A 16,698-nucleotide genomic window follows, 5' to 3' on the forward strand; every position below is an offset into this window, starting at 1 on the left:
TCACACCCCGCTCGCAACGGTGTCGTGCAGCGTAATCATCGCTTCACGCGCCCAACGCGCACTCAAGCGCTGGCCGGTCTGGTGCTGCGCGCTGCTGTCGATCCACTGATTATTGGCGTGGCTGATGCTCAGGGTCTGGCCGTTTTCCAGCGTCAGTTCATAACGGGTCGCGCTGCCTTGATACTGGATGTCGTGGAGCAAACCGCTGACTTCTATTTCGTGACTGGCCAGCGGGCCCTCGGCGAAACGCACGTGTTCCGGTCGGATCGAAAACGGCTGCGGGTGTCCGCTGAGCTGGCGCGCCAGATCGCCACGAATCACGTTCGAGGTGCCAACGAACTCGGCGACAAACGTGGTGGTCGGTTTCATGTACAGATTGCGCGGCGTGTCGACCTGCTCGATGCGGCCCTTGTTGAACACGGCGACGCGGTCGGACATTGATAGGGCTTCAGTCTGATCGTGGGTCACGAAGATGAAGGTGATGCCGAGTTGGCGTTGCAGCTTTTTCAATTCGCTTTGCATCTGCTCGCGCAGTTTCAGGTCGAGTGCGCCGAGTGGTTCATCGAGCAACAGCACGCGAGGGCGATTGACCAAGGCGCGGGCCAGGGCGACACGCTGTCGTTGACCACCGGACAACTGCACCGGTTTGCGCACGCCGTAGCCGCCGAGGGCGACCATGTCCAGGGTTTCTTCGGCGCGCTTATGGCGCTCGGCTTTGCCTACGCCTTTGACCTTCAAGCCGTAGGCGACGTTGTCCAGCACGTTCATGTGCGGGAACAGTGCGTAATCCTGAAATACAGTGTTTACATCGCGTTGATACGGCGGCAGACCGGCCGCTTCGGCGCCGTGGATGCAGATCGAACCGGCGCTCGGTTGCTCGAACCCGGCGATCAGTCGCAGGCAGGTGGTTTTGCCCGAGCCGGAGGGGCCGAGCATGGAAAAGAACTCGCCGTCCTGGATATCGATGGAAACCCGGTCAACGGCCTTCACTTCGCCGAACTGCCGGGAAACGTTGGTGAACTGGACTGCAAGCGTCATGGTGCGGTGCTCCAAAAAGGCGAAAGCCGTCGCAGCGGCCCTGCCTGGACTTCTGAAAAAGCTGAAACGTTTTGCGGTTTGCCGTTGTTGGTGATCCCGATGTGGGAGCGGGCTTGCTCGCGAACGCGGTCTATCATTCGGCAAGGGTGCTGGCTGACACACCGCTTTCGCGAGCAAGTCGCACCGCCGCTCCCACAGGGGGCGCGGCGTCAATTCAAAGACTAGCGACCGCCCATGATCGCGATGTAATCCTGCGTCCAGCGGCTATACGGCACGAACTTGCCGCCTTCAGCTTGCGGAGTTTTCCAGAAGGCGATTTTGTCGAACTGGTCGAAACCGTTGGTCTTGCAACCTTCGGCGCCGAGCAACTCGCTCTCCTTGCACGCCGCTGGCACCGCCGGCAACGAGCCGAACCACGCCGCCACATCACCCTGGACTTTGGGCTTCAGCGACCAGTCCATCCATTTGTATGCACAGTTGGGATGTTTGGCCTCGGCGTGCAACATGGTGGTGTCGGCCCAACCGGTGGCGCCTTCTTTCGGAATGGTCGAAGCGATGGGCTGCTTCTCGTTCACCAGGCTGTTGACCTGATACGGCCAGGCGCCCGACGCGACCACGCCTTCGTTTTTGAAATCGCTCATCTGCACCGTGGTGTCATGCCAGTAACGGTGGATCAGCGGCTGCTGCGCCCGCAGTAGATCCAGCACGGCTTTGTACTGCGCCTCGGTCAGTTGATACGGATCCTTGATGCCCAGTTCAGGCCGGGTCGATTTCAGATACAGCGCCGCATCGGCGATGTAGATCGGGCCGTCATAGGCCTGCACGCGACCCTTGTTCGGCTTGCCGTCGGGCAAATCCTGCGCGGCGAACAGCACATTCCAACTGGTCGGCGCAGTCTTGAACACGTTGGTGTTGTACATCAGCACGTTTGGGCCCCACTGATACGGGGTGCCGTAGGTCTGTTTATTGACCACGTACCACGGCGCATCTTTGAGGCGTGGGTCAAGGGTCTTCCAGTTCGGGATCAACGCGGTGTTGATCGGTTGCACACGCTTGCCGACGATCAATCGCAGCGAAGCATCGCCCGACGCGGTGACCAGGTCGTAACCGCCCTTGGCCATCAGGCTGACCATTTCGTCAGAGGTGGCGGCGGTCTTCACGTTGACCTTGCAGCCGGTTTCCTGCTCGAAACCGGTCACCCAGTCGTAGGCCTTGTCGCTTTCGCCACGTTCGATGTAGCCCGGCCAGGCGACGATATCCAACTGCCCTTCGCCGGCGCCGACAGCCTTCAGCGGTTCTGCCGCTTGCAGGCTGGCGCTGGCCAGCAAGGCCGTGGTGATTGCACTGAGCAGTGCGGTCTTGTGCACGAACATGGTTGAACCCTCTTCTTTAAATTATGGTCGGGGCAGTTGTGAACGCGGTGAAGCATGCCGTTGGCGGCTTGTTATTAGCGTAGTCAGAGATGCTGGCCGTGGCGGGCCATGATGTGCCGCACCACGCTGTAGTCTTGAAGCGAATCGCTGGATAAGTCTTTGCCGTAACCCGAGCGTTTCAGCCCGCCGTGGGGCATTTCGCTGACCAGCATGAAATGGCTGTTGATCCAGGTGCAGCCGTATTGCAGGCGGGCGGCAACCTGCATCGCCTTGTCCAGATTCTGCGTCCACACCGACGAGGCCAGGCCGTATTCGGAGTCGTTGGCCCAGTCGACGGCCTGCGAGAGTTCGTCGAAACGGGTCACGGTCACCACCGGGCCGAACACTTCGCGTTGAACGATTTCGTCGCTCTGTTTGCAACCGGCCAACAGCGTCGGTTGATAGTAGAAACCGGCACCGGAATGCACGGCCGCACCGGTCACGCGTTCGATGTGCGGCTGGCCAAGGGCGCGCTCGACGAAACTGGCGACGCGGTCACGCTGGCGGGTGCTGATCAACGGGCCGATCTCGTTGTCGGCATCGCGTTTGCCAGCGAAGCGCAGGCTGCTGACGGCGGCGCCGAGTTCGGCGACCAATTTGTCGTGAATCCCGGCCTGTGCGTAGATCCGGCAGGCGGCAGTGCAGTCCTGCCCGGCGTTGTAATAACCGTAGGTGCGCACGCCGTCGACCACAGCTTTTAGATCAGCGTCGTTGCACACGATTACCGGGGCTTTGCCGCCAAGTTCGAGGTGAGTGCGTTTCAGGGTTTTCGCGGCGGCCTGGAGGATTTTCTGGCCGGTGACGATATCGCCGGTCAGCGACACCATGCGGATTTTCGGGTGACTGACCAAATGGCTGCCGACGCCTTCGCCACCGCCGCAGATGATGTTGATCACCCCACGCGGGAGGATCTCGGCTAGCGCAGGCGCCAGTGCGAGGATCGACAGCGGCGTGTGTTCGGACGGCTTGAACACCAGCGTGTTGCCGGCAGCGAGGGCCGGGGCGATTTTCCACGCGGCCATCATGATCGGGTAATTCCACGGCGCGATCGAGGCGACCACGCCAATCGGATCGCGACGGACCATGCTGGTGTAACCCGGTAGGTATTCGCCGCTGAGCTGGCCGGTCTGGCAGCGCACGGCACCGGCGAAGAAGCGGAACACATCGACGGTCGCGGTCAAATCGTCCTGACGCGCCAGGTGCAATGGCTTGCCGCAGTTCAGCGATTCGAGGCGGGCGAGGTGATCGGCGTGTTTTTCGACGGCGTTGGCGATGTCGAGCAACAGGTTGGAACGTTGCTGCGGCGTTGTGCGCGACCATTGGGCAAAGGCCTGGTGGGCGGCGAGGATCGCCGCTTCGACCTGCTCGGTGCTGGCCTCGGCAATGTGCGTGAGAATTTCGCCGGTGGCCGGGTTGAGGATCGGCTCGACAAAACCTTCCCCGGCGACCAGTTGGCCGTCGATCAACAACGCGGTACACATCGGGGTCTGCGCGCCAGCCATTTTCCGCGATCTCTTTTCTTGTGTGGTCATTGTTGCTCCCTCTGTCACCGGGAGCCGACCGTCTTATAGATGCAGCAAGACTAGTGCGCGGCTCCGAGGTCGACAAATTCTAAATACTGAAGGTGGCATTCGATTAAATAGATGGCTTGCGCCCGCCGTGGGGTTGTTCGCGAGCGACGGTCAGGAATGGGTCGACCAATGCTGGGCGCGCAGTGCCACGGCGCCAGGCCAGGCCGACGTCGAGGGTCTGATTGAGGTCGGCGATGGGGCGGGCTTCGATGATGTCGCCCTCCAGCGACCACGGGCGATAGGTCATGTCCGGCTGGATCGACACGCCCAAACCCGCTGCGACCAGACTTCGCACGGCCTCGGTCGATGCGGTTCTCAGAGTGATCTTCGGTTGCAGTCCGGCGCCCTGCCATAGACGTTGAGCGTTGCTATCCATTTCGTCGACGTTCAGTTGAATCAACGGCTCGCGAGCGACGTCGGCGAGATTGATGCTGTCGTGCTCCAGCAGCGGATGCTGCGCGGGCAGCCACAAACGGTGTGGCGAGTGGGTCAGGACTTCGGTCTGTAAGGCATGGCGGTCTTCGAGGTTGGAGAGGATCAACACCCCGACATCGATCTCGCCGCTGACCAGCAAGTGCTCAATGTAGGGGCGTTCGTCCTCCATCACTCTTATTTCAACGTTGGGATAGGCCCGTTGAAATCGAGTCAGTAGATCCGCGAGGTAATAACCGGCGACCAGACTGGTCACACCGACGATCAACTGCCCGGCGACCTGATCGGTGCTTTGCTGGAGGCTGCGTTTGGCATTGTCCACAGTCGCCAGAATCAGGTGAGCCTGGCGTAGGAATTGGTGTCCCTGATGTGTCAGCGTCATGCCCTTGGCGTGTCGGCTGAACAGGCTGACGCCGATTTCCTCTTCCAGTTGCTGGATCGCCAGGGTCAGGGTCGATTGGGAAATGAACGCCGTTTGCGCGGCGGCGGAGATCGAGCCGGTTTCGGCCACGGCGATGAAGTGACGGATCTGACGCAAGGTCATCATGGGAAGGGTACCCGGTGGGCGGTTTTTATAGATGAGTTTGAGTGTATATCTATTTAATCGATGAGCTGATCTCCAGAGGACTCAACAAAGGGACTGTTTCCGTCCGTCAGGAATGACCGTCCACCTGTAATTTCTGACAGTTGTCAGTATTGCTTTATCGGCGCCCACTCTCCAGCACGCGTATTTGGCATTCAAACTGCGAGAAGGAGAATCAAATGGCCAATCCCCCAGCCGGACAATCAGATAGCCCACAAGTCGTTGCCCCAACGTGGCTCCCGCAAAATGACATGCAGATTTCGGGTGTCATGGGGGCGGACAACACGGTGCTGACGCTGGATCCGCCTGATCTACCCGAGGCGACTAGACCGGTCACAGGCGCGCATCTTGGAGTCCCGCTGCGCATTTATGATTTGGCGCCGAAAGGCGTCAAAGTCGTGTTCGGCCCATATCTGGATCAGGATTCGGGCGATACGGTGTGTTTGAATTTGAACGGTCAACCCTGCATTGACAGTGTGCAAACGCAAGCCGTGGACGATGAAGTGACACTGTACATTCCAAAGAAAATGCTGCTCGCCGATGTAGTCAACCGTCTCACCTGTACAGTGAGACGCAGCAGTAACAACATGGGAACCTCCGAGCCACCTTTGGAGTTGTTGTACAACAAGATTCGTCCCGGCAATCAAGACACCAGCCCGGGCGACGGTGAGCATTCCGAGCTTGAATTGATACTGCCTGATGCGTTGCTCAACGGTGTGGGTGCGGATTTTCCTGCCGCGGGTGCACAGGTGTGCGTGTCTTACCCGTTTTGTCGGGCGCATGATCGCATTCGGTTGAACCTCAACGGCCATGACGTCTACCACAAGGTCACCGAGCAGGAGGCGCCGGATCCGGGTTCCAACGAGCCGGTCAAAGTCTGTTTTAACGTCACCCGTGCAGACTTGGAGAAGGCCAAGGATCATCCGAAATTCAAAATCTCTTATACGGTCACCGATCAACTGGGAAACAATCCTGACCCGGATTCACTCTTCTCTGCCGTGCAAATCATCGATGTTGATTTGGACGGCAAACGATTGCCGAAGGCGTTGCTGCGCGAAATCCTCAATGACCCCGACGATTTGCCTTACATCGACCTTGAGAAACTCGGTGCCAATCCTTTGCTGGTTATCGTACTCACCAGCGATCCGCGCTTCCTCGCTGGGGATGACATCTATGCCACGTACACGGCCAAAGTTGCAGGCAAGCCGGATGTGGTTGCAAAGGTGACGGGAACTGTCACGCAAGACGAGTTCGGGCAGAAGCAACCTTGCATCATTGAGGTCGCCAACGAAAAAGTTATCGCCAATAGCGACGTATCGGTGATTTACACGCTGATCAGAGAGGGAGGCTCTGTCGGCGATTCGAGGGTGACCACTGCGCAAGTAAAAGGCGAGGGGTTACCAACGCTGCGACCACCCCAGTTACTCAAGTCCGTCAACCGAGTGCTCGACCCCCTGGACTCCGCCAACCTGCAAGGCGCCACGGGTCGGGTTGAAGTGTTGGGTTATCGCAACGGCGACACAGTGCGACTGGTTGTCGAGGGTGCCCCTGGGGCTGGATCGCCAACCTTCGAGTCTAAGCCGCTGAATGCCAACAGTCGTGCCAGTTTTCTGCTGGCAAAAGCGTTTATCGCCGCCAATCTCGGTAAACCGGTAAAACTTGGTTTCGAGCACCTTCGCGATGGCAAGCCGATCCAGAAATCGCCGATCCTTGCCGCCAACATCGGGTCAATTGCGCACTATCATCCCGATCTGCCAACACCGACTGTTGGAGGTGTGAATAGCACTGATCTGGACGTCACGCAGCTTGACGCACTGACGCCTTTGAATGTTAGCGAGTGGCCCCAACAGGTTTTAAACCAATGGGTCTTGATCCGCTACAGCGGGATCGACAGTGATGGCAAAGATACGGTTTTCGAAGAAAAAGTAATCAATGCCGCATCGTCAGGCCTGAGTCGACCGGTACCGCTGGATTGGTTTTTTACACTGCGTGAAAGGAGCCAATTGTCGATCGACATAAGCGTGAATTTTTATGGCGAGGCAGACGAGAGCATGGCTGTGAAGTTTCCGCCGAGAAACTACACGGTCAAGACATTGTTGGTGGAGGATTTTGAAGATGAGCTTTCGCGGATGATCATCCGGGCAGGGGAAGTTCTTGTGACGCCGGTCCTTACATTCAAACTTCTAAGTACGGCGGTTTTTCCAACGAGGCCGGACGTGTTTACAAGCGCTCAAATAGGCAGTGGTGAACCTGGAAAACAGCTCCACTGGTATGTTGTGGCGCAAGAAAAGGCAGAGATTACGTTCGTTCGCCCATGCCAAAAGGTGAGCTTTCGGTTTTATGGAAACCAGCCAGAGACTTCCTATGGTGAAGTTCATTTTTATGGTGCTGGCGGTTATCTCGGGCAAGACAGGCTCGACAGACCATACAGAACTATCGAATTCTCAGGGTTGAATATTGTGAGGTTGGAGCTTGTCGCGAAAGGTAATGTTGCTTGGGTGTTCGACGATTTTGTATTGATGCCTTAGCGATCTCAGGGGCAGGCCATGTTTATAAACGTGGCCCGTCCCTTTCCCGGTTACTCTGAATATAATTCCGTCCTGCCCGCTCTATTACGCTCTATGAATGTCATCAAAATCATCGGCCTTCGGCGTGGCCTGGATGCCTTTGGCTTCCTGAGCGCGGTAGTACGCTTCGATGCTTAGAGACGGATCAATGCGAGCCTTGATGATGCAAGGCTGTTTTTGCCAAGGATATTGCTGCAACTGTTGGGTCAACTGCTTGAGGCCTGTTGCCAGCCAGCCCTTTTCCGACTGGTCGCGCCAGCGTCGTGGGTTACGGCCGGTTTTGACGTCGTAGGCGGCGGTTACCGGGTCCAGGTGACGACTTTGCTCAAGCACCGGCAGGTCTGGCAGCGGTTGTGTGACGTCCATGTAACGTTGCAGGCAATCCCAGAAGGCCAGCGCATTCGGCTGGTCGAGGCCCAGGGCGTGGACTTTGGTTGCCAGACAAATCTTGTTGTCGGTGTAGCGGTGATGAAGCCACAGGGCATAGTCATGGGAGCCATAACCGTTGGGCAGCAGTTGCAGTACCGGGTCAAACTCTTCAAAAGGTGCAACGAAGAGTCGGCGGAAACGACGCTTGAAGCGAAGCATGCCGTCTATGCGGTTGAACTCGCTGCCGTCGTGGGTGCTGATTTTGCTGTGAAACCAGAGTAAACCGTCGGATCCGACACTAGCCATGAGGTAGAGGAACGCCCCTAACCATAGGGAAACCTGCATGCTGTCACTGCCAAAAAGTGACCCTTGCTTCCATAAGACAATGCCGGCACAAATGAAAAATCCAATGATCTGGATCTTATGTGCCAACTTATTGCCATTCAAAAATAACGCCATTGACACAATCATGAAAGCCACTGTTGCTACGCAACCTAGCAGTGTCAGAAAAGTATTAAAGTCTTTACGCCCTGTATCTGGGATAAATTCGAGTAAAATTCCTATTCCCCAGACAGCCCATATAAAAGAAATACACACTATCTTCAATATGAACAATAAATATGGAATTTTGGTTGCGTTCTGAAAGCGCCAGCGGCTTTCGTCGCAATACACCTCCTCCTTATCCCCTTTTTCCTGCTGGCGCTGGTAAATCGTTTGCTCTTCACCTTGCAACTGGTTTGTAACCTCCATTGCCGGCTCTAGGTTGGCGTAATAACCAAAGGCAAGGTGGGTATCAAAGGTGCTTGAACGATTGACATCTTCCGGCCATTTTGGGGGGGGCAGAGGAGTATCGCTGTTGCTGCGGTAGGCACTGGCAGCGTACAAGGTGTCCATTTGTGCTGTCATACAGAGAACTCAGTGATTTCTATTTGCCAATAGGGCGGAGCGGCATCCGGTAGCAGGTTATCTGGTGGCAAACGACGATTGGCCGAGGTGAAGGCTGACCAGCTTTTAGGGCTTGGTTGAGGCAACACCAACCGTTCGCTTGCTTGGTCGGCACTTAGTTCAAATTGAGCACTCACTTTCAGACCCTGAGTTACGCGCACACTGTAGCGATCCAGAGGGCTGAGTTGAGCAACGGGTAGGCTGGCGGGAAGAACATAGAGCACGCTAGTGGCATCCAGTGAAAGCGCCGCTAGCTTGGGGGCCGCAACAGGGATCCGGTCATAACGTTTGATATCGAAGGCGACGTTTATACGCAGGCTGCTTTGGAACTCCTGGGCGATCAACTGAAATTGCTGGTCATTCTCGAACATCGACAGCAGTGGAGAACTGAGAACGATGGCCCAATCCTGATCGACTAGAGTCTGTTTTCCGGGCATGACACATTGCTGCCCAGAATCTGTCAGTGGCGCACGATCGCTATCAGCTTGTTGCAATGCCTTGATATGCGCCGCAGGCGCTTTTTTTCGCCAGTCGGCCAACCTCTGTACGAATATTTGCGGTTTTCCGATAATGCCGAGCAATTGCTGGTAGGCGATCTGCGGGTCTTTCAAGTGATTGAAGCGTTGGCCTTTGCCTAGGGCCTGATCCAACACTCCTGCTTCTGCAAACTGGAGACCAAATGGACCTTTCTTCACTACAATTTCCATGTCGCTGTCGGTCAATAGATTGGCTGCGATAGTACCACCTATAGTCAGAGCCATGCCGACTACCAAAGCATAGGGATTAAGAATTATTCCAACACCATAAGCTGCCCATAGTCCACTTCCGACTGCGGCCACACCATAGGCGGCAGCGGCATCAGTATCTCCTTGTTTCAGAGATCGGTAGCTATCCCAGCCACTCAGTATTGCTCCTCCTAGAGTCGCAATGCCGGACTAGGCAAGTTAAGCTGCAAAACCCCAGGCATGGCAGTAAAGGAGTTATGGGTCTATCTGTTAGCTCACAATCTGATCCGAATGCTGATGGCACAATCGGCTCTGTTAGCTGACTGTTTACCTCGCGAACTGAGCTTCAAACACAGCCTTCAGCTATGGCTGGCGCTGCGACAATATGGCAGTTCCGAAGACGAGGATGGCCTGTCGAATTTATTGATGCTGATTGCTCAGAGGCGCGTCGGAAATCGGCCTGGTCGTATCGAGCCGCGAGCCATAAAACGAAGACCTCAAGCCTACCCCTTGCTGACCAAACCACGTCGGTCAGCAAGGGCAGATGTCAGAAAAAACGGGCACCCAAAACATGTTAAGTAAGTGCCATTCGTGACAGATCTATTTTTAGAAAATTAATCTTTCACCTATTTTGGGGTTTCATTCAGTGCAAACCTGCCACTTTGCAGGCCTCGACAAAAGTCGCGCCTTTCTTGTCCATGGCGTTTTTTACCAACTGATTGGCTTTCACCAGTGCTGCACTAGGTTTGGCCCACTGCTCCGGTGGCAGTGACTGCGACCATGCTTGAACCTGTTCCGGCAGAACGGGACGGCCCTTGCGATGAGCCCATTCGGCGAGAATGTAGGGCATTTTCCAGAAGGTCAGTACACGCCCGATGTACCAGCGGCGCAATGGCCATCGAGATTTCTCCCCGAATCCATATTCCCTCCGTTGTTCTGGAGTCAGGTCCTCGCCACCTTCTTCGTCCAGCGACCCCATCGCACGGGCATCTTCGCGTTCGATTTCAAAGGTGTGCAGTCCTTCATAGGGCTTGAGCCGATCCCCGGTCGGGATCAGGCCGAGTGCCTTGAGCATCGGGTTCGGCACATCGACTAGTTGACCGTCTTCCATGAAGTTGCGAATGGATGTCCACATGCTCAGGGAGTGGGCATCGCTGGGTTGGGGGAGCAGCAGAAACTGCACTTTGTCCTGTTCTTCATCCTCCAGCCCCATGCCCAAAGTGTATTGGCGAGTAGCGCCGTAACTGGTGACGCCTTGGGAGTTTGCAACCCAAGCGACCACGCTTTCCCAAGGCACGATCAGCACGCGATGGGTGTTGCTGTCGACGTAACAGACTTCGCGGCGCTGGCGGTTGAAGCGAACGGGGTAGGTTTTTGCGGCGGTGAAGACGCTGGAAAACATTCCGTAAACATAGGCGCCGAGGGGCAGAAGCCCTAACAGTGCAATTCCTGAAAACGTCTGAATGCCCATTACTAAATCTTTCAAGGGAGTGGGGAAGTTTTCCGGGTAGGCAAGTGTCCCGTACAAAACAATTAAAGTCGGGGCAATAAATGCCAGGGTTAAGAGCATCCAGATTCCCGCGGCTAATATTTTTCCTTGCTCAACCATGCCCCAATTGTTACCGCCCAACTCCAGATAGGTCTCGGTGATCTCCGAAAAGTTACGACGAGATGACTGTGCCTGGCCTGTGTAGACAGGTAATGGTGAAAGGAACAGGGTTTCATTTAAACCGTTGGCTCGAATTTCTCCTGCACGTGGGCGTTGACTGCGGATGTCTGGGGCGGACTTGTGTTCGGCAGTCGTGGTTTTACGTTTGAACAAGTTCTTAAACATCAATAGTCGCCAAGTCATCTTTTTTAAAAGAGTGGAATGATGCCTTGCCTGTGCCGACTGGCAGAGTCTCAACAGACTCGACTTTATACGTCCCCTTTGTTGGAATGCGCACACCATACGTATTCACGATATGTAGGTCGCGTAAAACAAAACGAGTTTGGTGTGTGGTATCGCGTTCAGCTTCCAATTGGTAAGCGATGTTTAATGCCAAAGCGAAGTCTGAGGTTTGCAAGGAATTGCTGATCGGTAAATGCAGTGTCAAGGCTTCCTTTTCTTTACTGGCGATTATGAAACGAGTAACCCAAGTGATCGTGCACTCTTTCCAGCGTAACGGGAATGGTCCAGGGCTATAAGTACGTGGCGAAAGTGGCTTTTCACGATACTGTTGGTACGCCTGAAACTGCAATTTCCGGCTGTCCATTTCCTGAGTGCTGACTCCTGGCAAAACCAATTTCAAATAGGTTAGCTTGTCATCGCGAATCAATTCACATGTTGGCTTCTGAACGACTTTTGCGAGCTCGTTCCACTCATCTTGAACATTGCGCTGCTTGGTCTTGTTCCCCCAAACGCTACTCTCCATCCATTTCTGTAAGTCGTCCAGATTGAAATAGTTAAAGAGGCCTTCTCCCACTAGTTGTAGAGCAGTAGCGATCAATCCTATGAGATTGGCCCGTGTGCCGATAGCCAAAAGCCGAGGGCTGGCCTCTGCCCATGCCAGTGCGCGCAATTCGGTCGGCGTTTTCATTACGTTTTTCACGATAGAGCCGGTGTGTTTGGCTGCCCACGTATTGGTTCCTACGAGTGTTGCGTCCCCGCTTATCTGCAACGTCGTCGCCCCTAACCCTTTGTAGTCACCTTCAGCCAACGCTTTACCCCATTGTAGAGAATGCTTCCCCAAGTCAAATGCAGCGGCGACACCACCAGACAAAAATGCTCCAAATCCAGCAATGCCGCTCCAGCGACCTAGGCGGCTCATAGTGTTCAATTTGCCGGCAGCACTTTCCATTTGCTCGATATGAGCTTGGAATACTGTTACGGATAGACCTTGCACCATTGCAAACCCGGAGGAGGACAAGCCGACGACTGATTCTCCAGCAGCGCCCCAATCTGCCCAAGATCGGTCCGTCTTCTTAGCAAAACTACTCATCGCTTCAATAAATTTTTGTCCTTGGATGACAAACAGAGCAAACGCAATCCCATCACCCTTCGACTTCAATGCGCCCGCCAGCGGCTTGTTGAGGGTGCCCGTAGCCCTGAAATCCCTGACAGTCCTGCCCATCTCCGCGCGTAACTGCGGATCCAATCCATCAACCACCGTACCAATTTTCGCTGCACTATCACCCCCGACCGCCAAGGCATCGGTGAGTTTCTCTTCCAGTGGAATCAGCGCATTTTTCAGTTGAGCGATACGTTGGTTATGCGGGGCTTCACTACCCGGAGTTGCAGAACCGATGGACTGGCGCATCAATTCCCGATTTCGAAGTTTGTAGCTTTCTTTCAATTGGCTACGCAAGTTCAGTGATTGGTCGCGAGCCTGATTGAAGGCTGCAATTTCAGCCCCTGTAGCCGCACGCAGAGTCAATCCCTGTCGAGAGAACTCGCGCAATAGCTGCAAGCGCGCGGGTGCTCCAATCTTGCGGATGTACTCGTTGGGATCAACTGTTTGTGCGCGCGCGAAACCCTCGTGAGCCTTGTCCAGTTGATCGGCAATCTTCAGCTGCCGCGCCGGGTTGTAGGCCTCGTCCAGCATGCTTTGCATGCCCATGAACTGGGTGTTCAGTTTGGCGTAGTTGGGCAGGCGCTCGGTCATCAAGCTGTGGAACTGGTTGGTCAGCACATTGACGTTAGCGAGGTTTTCCTTGGCCGAGATCACGTTGATCGAGAAACTGGTCAAGTCTGCCAGTTTTTTTGCAATGTCTACCTGTGCTACGAGGGACAGAGTATCCAGTCCTGGCACTAGGGTCTGCAGATTTGCCTCCATGTAGGCGGCAAGTTTTTCGAGCGCTTTTGGGTCTGCGCACATGGCTGCCACGCAGACAAACTCGGTTTCCAGTCGGTGCTTGATTTGTGCATCGAGATTGAAGTCGTAATACCAGGCTGCACCGTGAAAGCGACCACCTGTGAACATATTCAGTCGATCTTCACGGATGTTTTGCAGACGACCATGCCAATGTTTTAGAAGGTTTTGCTGTTCCTGAACAAAGGCTTCCATTTCCTGACGGTTGACCAGGTCGTCGATACCTCGCTGACCTAACTCCTTGCCATGCAACGCGTACCAGCTTTGCAGGCTGAGTTTGTTCAAAGTGTCCTGGTGTTTACGATAAAGCGGATCTCCCAGAGAGTCCGTCATGTCCATGTAGGCGCGGGCGTAGGGATCTTTCTCCGCCATCTTTCGCCAATGAGCTTCATCACCGTAGATGCCAGGGTCTCTGTTGTCCCGGCGAACCTTCAGGAATTCGTAGATTTTCGATTGCTGTTCTTCGTTGGTCTCATCTTTAAGTGCCTGAACTTCAGGATCTGTTTTACCCAGGGCTTCCAGCCGTGGACCATTCACATCATAAAGGGAGTGGACGTAGGAACCCGTGAGGTATTGTGCCTGACGCTTGTCGTCCTTGCTCCATCGATCAATCCAGTCAGCCACTTTCAACTGAGCGCTGGCAAGGTCGCGCATGACGCCGATGTCGTCACGCAACACCAGAAACAAGTAGTCATCCTTGTAGGCGCACTGAACCTTACTGGTCAGCGTTTCAATCGCAATATGTTTGAACAGCGGCTGATCTTCCCAGTGATAAGCCTCGCCTTCTTGTGGGTCTGCCCCTTCGAGGACGGCATCGGCTCTCTCAGACTGCTCCTTCACTTCTGCCAGCCAGTCCTCCACCTGTTGTTTGCTCAACAAATGTTTGCCGCCCTTTTCAGGGCAGGCACTTGCCAACTCCACTGGTTGCATCAAACGCTTCCGTTCTTCTTTGGACTTGAGCACTTGCGAGCATTTATTGGCTGTCCATTGAAGCTCGGAATAGCTGGCATACAACGTGTGTTTGCGGGTGAAGATAAGATGAGGTTCGCCGATCGAACTGGTGCGCGTGTCACCGGAGACTTCTTGGCTGTTCCACAATAGTTTGGTGATCTCGCCTTTCTCTATGCGGTACTCGTGCAGGTAACCGGTGGTGCCGTTGATGATGTAGAGGTAGCCGTCGCGCAACAGCCGGATGCCCAGTGGCTGGCTTTTTGTCTTGAACGGCATGGCGAGTTCGGATGCGGGATCGAGGTGCTGAACGAGCCCATAGCGCAGAGGCAGCAACTGAACTTTCTTGTTCATCAATTGGCATTCACCCATTGGGACACGGGTGTCCTTGGCTGGTTTAGCCAGGGCAACAGTGTTGGCGCTGGTTTTTGGTGGTTGTTGAGCGGTCATGATGGGCTTCCTTGTCGATCTTCAGCACGGCTTTCGGCAAGCTCGGCAGCGCGCTCCACGCGCTTCAATGGCGCATCAGGTGTCGACTGCGTCAGCAGTCGCACGATATCAGGGTGGTCAGTCAGCGGTTCCCCTGCCAGATAACCGTGAACGTTTGCATAGAGGGTGATTTCCTGCTCCGAGGCAAAACCTTGTTCGTAGGCCTCATCCGCTATTTTCTGCGCATAGGGGCGACGATCCTGTTCAGGAAAAGTCGCCATGTATTCAGGAAAGTACTTTTCCAAGTGCTCATTCAATGACGAGACAAAGTTGCGAAACTCTACCTCACCTAACACTGTGAGTTCTTTATCGGTCAAGCGATAGGTTTGCGGTTCAGCAATGGCGGGTTCGGGACGTTTGTGTTGATGCCATAAGGTTTCGACTCCGTCTGGCAGGCAGATGTACTCGACCGGACCAAACCAGCGGGCACTACTGGCTTGCTCCGCCAACCCGAACAGCTGATGCATGACTGCTGGGTCGGCGATGCGCGGCATAACCTCAACGCCGCTCGGATGCTCGACCGTAAGCAAGTTACGCCAATGCCCCCAAAGCACATGAGCATCGGTAGTACTGAACAACAGATAACCCCACTCCAAGGCCGAGTTTTCCAGAAAATGGGCCAAAAGCGGATCGCTGGGCCCTTTGAGAGCAATCAGGTAAGGCGAGATATCGGACAGTTCTTGCCAGCGTGTCGATTGGTAGAGGCTGTATGCCTGGTTGTCCCATTGGTACAGCTGTTGTGCCAGATTGGGCACACTCACGCCGTCCAGAAGTAAATAGGCGGGCGTCTTCCACGGCAAGTCATTCGGGAGCGGCGGTAGTCTGTTCATTTACTGTTCACCCTTTTGTGCCGCGAGTTTCGCAGCCTCACAAACCGCACAAATCGGCTTCTTCTGCATCAACGCCTGCCGCTGCGCCGGCACCAGCAACTGCCCAGCCTTATCCGCATCCGCCTGCTTCAACGGCCCCGGCAACAACGGCGCAGCGCCCGTGCCGCTACCCGGTCCACCGCCGGAGTTCATATTGATCACCGGCCCACTCATGGTCACGCCGCCGCCATCGATCTTGATGAAGCTCCCACCGCCCACCAGCGTCAGTTCGGCGCCGGCCTCCATCACGACTTTCATGCCGCTGCTGAGGTGGATTTCCTGCCCCGCATCAATGAACTGCCCAGTGCCAATCTTGATGTGCTGATTCACCCCAACCGTCAGGTGATCATTGGCTTGCGCCTCAACCTTGCGGTCCTCAAAAACCGTGTGGTGTTCTTCGGCCTTGAACTCTGTGTAGCTGTTCTTTTCAACGGTGTCGTGACGCTCATTGCCGACCCGAATCTTCTGATCATGTTCAATGTTCTCGTCCCAATCCCGCTGGGCATGCAGGTAGATCTGTTCCTGACCTTTTTTGTCTTCGATGCGCAGTTCGTTGTAACCGCTGCCGCCCATCGAGCTCAGGGTTTTGAAGGTGCTGCGGGTCTTGTTCGCCGGCAGGGCGTAAGGGACGGTGTTTTCCTTGTGGTACAGGCAGCCGCTGACCAGCGGCTGATCGGGGTCGCCTTCAAGGAAGGTGACGAGGACTTCCATGCCGATGCGCGGGATGGCTATGCCGCCGTATTGGGCGCCGGCCCAGGCGCTGGAGACACGCAGCCAGCAGCTGGTTTTGTCGTCGGCCTGGCCTTCGCGGTCCCAGTGGAATTGGACTTTGACGCGGCCGTATTGGTCGCAGTGGATTTCTTCGCCTTTGGGGCCGGTGACCACGGCGCTCTGGCTGC

At 55.4% G+C, this 16,698-nt stretch carries 11 protein-coding genes and 1 pseudogene; 2 read left to right on the forward strand and 10 right to left on the reverse strand.

Translation table 11 applies throughout. The annotated features are described in order from the left end of the window. The 4 genes from AACY18_RS22615 to AACY18_RS22630 all read right to left on the reverse strand — a co-directional run bounded on the left by AACY18_RS22615 (window position 1) and on the right by AACY18_RS22630 (window position 5,000). Window positions 1-1,038: an ABC transporter ATP-binding protein gene (locus tag AACY18_RS22615; RefSeq protein ID WP_339466174.1), complete on the reverse strand. Its 1,038-nt coding sequence runs from the start codon at window positions 1,036-1,038 to the stop codon at window positions 1-3. Between the two features lie 221 nt (window positions 1,039-1,259). Continuing rightward, window positions 1,260-2,411, reverse strand: coding sequence for a putative ABC transporter substrate-binding protein YdcS (ydcS, locus tag AACY18_RS22620; protein WP_339434046.1), 1,152 nt, complete (start codon window positions 2,409-2,411; stop codon window positions 1,260-1,262). A gap of 83 nt (window positions 2,412-2,494) precedes the next feature. Continuing rightward, window positions 2,495-3,952: a gamma-aminobutyraldehyde dehydrogenase gene (locus tag AACY18_RS22625; RefSeq protein WP_339466185.1), complete on the reverse strand. Its 1,458-nt coding sequence runs from the start codon at window positions 3,950-3,952 to the stop codon at window positions 2,495-2,497. A gap of 133 nt (window positions 3,953-4,085) precedes the next feature. Continuing rightward, window positions 4,086-5,000 carry a LysR family transcriptional regulator gene (locus tag AACY18_RS22630; RefSeq protein ID WP_221729866.1) on the reverse strand — a complete coding sequence of 305 codons (915 nt, stop codon included), beginning with the start codon at window positions 4,998-5,000 and terminating at the stop codon, window positions 4,086-4,088. A gap of 215 nt (window positions 5,001-5,215) precedes the next feature. On the opposite strand from AACY18_RS22630, the gene AACY18_RS22635 reads away from it, so the two are divergent. Beyond that, window positions 5,216-7,564: a hypothetical protein gene (locus AACY18_RS22635; RefSeq protein WP_339466175.1), complete on the forward strand. Its 2,349-nt coding sequence runs from the start codon at window positions 5,216-5,218 to the stop codon at window positions 7,562-7,564. 84 nt (window positions 7,565-7,648) lie between these two features. On the opposite strand, the gene AACY18_RS22640 is transcribed toward AACY18_RS22635, so the two are convergent. Both AACY18_RS22640 and AACY18_RS22645 read right to left on the reverse strand, forming a co-directional pair. Next, entirely contained in the window at window positions 7,649-8,278 is a 630-nt protein-coding gene (locus tag AACY18_RS22640) for a hypothetical protein (RefSeq protein WP_339466187.1), read from the reverse strand. Between the two features lie 596 nt (window positions 8,279-8,874). Then, on the reverse strand, window positions 8,875-9,678 hold the full coding sequence (locus tag AACY18_RS22645) for a hypothetical protein (protein WP_339466177.1): 804 nt from the start codon (window positions 9,676-9,678) through the stop codon (window positions 8,875-8,877). A gap of 171 nt (window positions 9,679-9,849) precedes the next feature. On the opposite strand from AACY18_RS22645, the pseudogene AACY18_RS22650 reads away from it, so the two are divergent. Beyond that, window positions 9,850-10,224, forward strand: a pseudogene (locus AACY18_RS22650) (IS4 family transposase); the annotation flags it as partial. 61 nt (window positions 10,225-10,285) lie between these two features. Here AACY18_RS22650 and AACY18_RS22655 read toward each other — a convergent pair. The 4 genes from AACY18_RS22655 to tssI all read right to left on the reverse strand — a co-directional run. Then, window positions 10,286-11,476: a DUF6708 domain-containing protein gene (locus AACY18_RS22655; RefSeq protein ID WP_339466179.1), complete on the reverse strand. Its 1,191-nt coding sequence runs from the start codon at window positions 11,474-11,476 to the stop codon at window positions 10,286-10,288. Further along, window positions 11,469-14,891, reverse strand: coding sequence for a toxin VasX (locus AACY18_RS22660; protein WP_339466181.1), 3,423 nt, complete (start codon window positions 14,889-14,891; stop codon window positions 11,469-11,471). The genes AACY18_RS22655 and AACY18_RS22660 overlap by 8 nt, the downstream gene beginning before the upstream one ends. Next, a complete protein-coding gene (locus AACY18_RS22665) occupies window positions 14,888-15,760 on the reverse strand; it encodes a DUF4123 domain-containing protein (protein ID WP_339466182.1) in 873 nt (290 codons plus the stop codon). The genes AACY18_RS22660 and AACY18_RS22665 overlap by 4 nt, the downstream gene beginning before the upstream one ends. Beyond that, a partial coding sequence (tssI, locus tag AACY18_RS22670; protein ID WP_339466183.1) for a type VI secretion system tip protein TssI/VgrG occupies window positions 15,761-16,698 on the reverse strand: 938 nt, incomplete at its 5' end. It lies immediately after the preceding gene.

The organism is Pseudomonas sp. EA_65y_Pfl2_P74, from assembly GCF_963970575.1.
Lineage (GTDB): Bacteria > Pseudomonadota > Gammaproteobacteria > Pseudomonadales > Pseudomonadaceae > Aquipseudomonas > Aquipseudomonas baetica_A.

Coding starts and splice junctions, on each gene's coding strand:
- AACY18_RS22615 (WP_339466174.1), bottom strand. CDS start 1,038: ATGACGCTTGCAGTCCAGTTCACCAACGTTTCCCGGCAGTTCGGCGAA.
- ydcS (WP_339434046.1), bottom strand. CDS start 2,411: ATGTTCGTGCACAAGACCGCACTGCTCAGTGCAATCACCACGGCCTTG.
- AACY18_RS22625 (WP_339466185.1), bottom strand. CDS start 3,952: ATGGCTGGCGCGCAGACCCCGATGTGTACCGCGTTGTTGATCGACGGC.
- AACY18_RS22630 (WP_221729866.1), bottom strand. CDS start 5,000: ATGATGACCTTGCGTCAGATCCGTCACTTCATCGCCGTGGCCGAAACC.
- AACY18_RS22635 (WP_339466175.1), top strand. CDS start 5,216: ATGGCCAATCCCCCAGCCGGACAATCAGATAGCCCACAAGTCGTTGCC.
- AACY18_RS22640 (WP_339466187.1), bottom strand. CDS start 8,278: ATGGCTAGTGTCGGATCCGACGGTTTACTCTGGTTTCACAGCAAAATC.
- AACY18_RS22645 (WP_339466177.1), bottom strand. CDS start 9,678: ATGGCTCTGACTATAGGTGGTACTATCGCAGCCAATCTATTGACCGAC.
- AACY18_RS22655 (WP_339466179.1), bottom strand. CDS start 11,476: ATGTTTAAGAACTTGTTCAAACGTAAAACCACGACTGCCGAACACAAG.
- AACY18_RS22660 (WP_339466181.1), bottom strand. CDS start 14,891: ATGACCGCTCAACAACCACCAAAAACCAGCGCCAACACTGTTGCCCTG.
- AACY18_RS22665 (WP_339466182.1), bottom strand. CDS start 15,760: ATGAACAGACTACCGCCGCTCCCGAATGACTTGCCGTGGAAGACGCCC.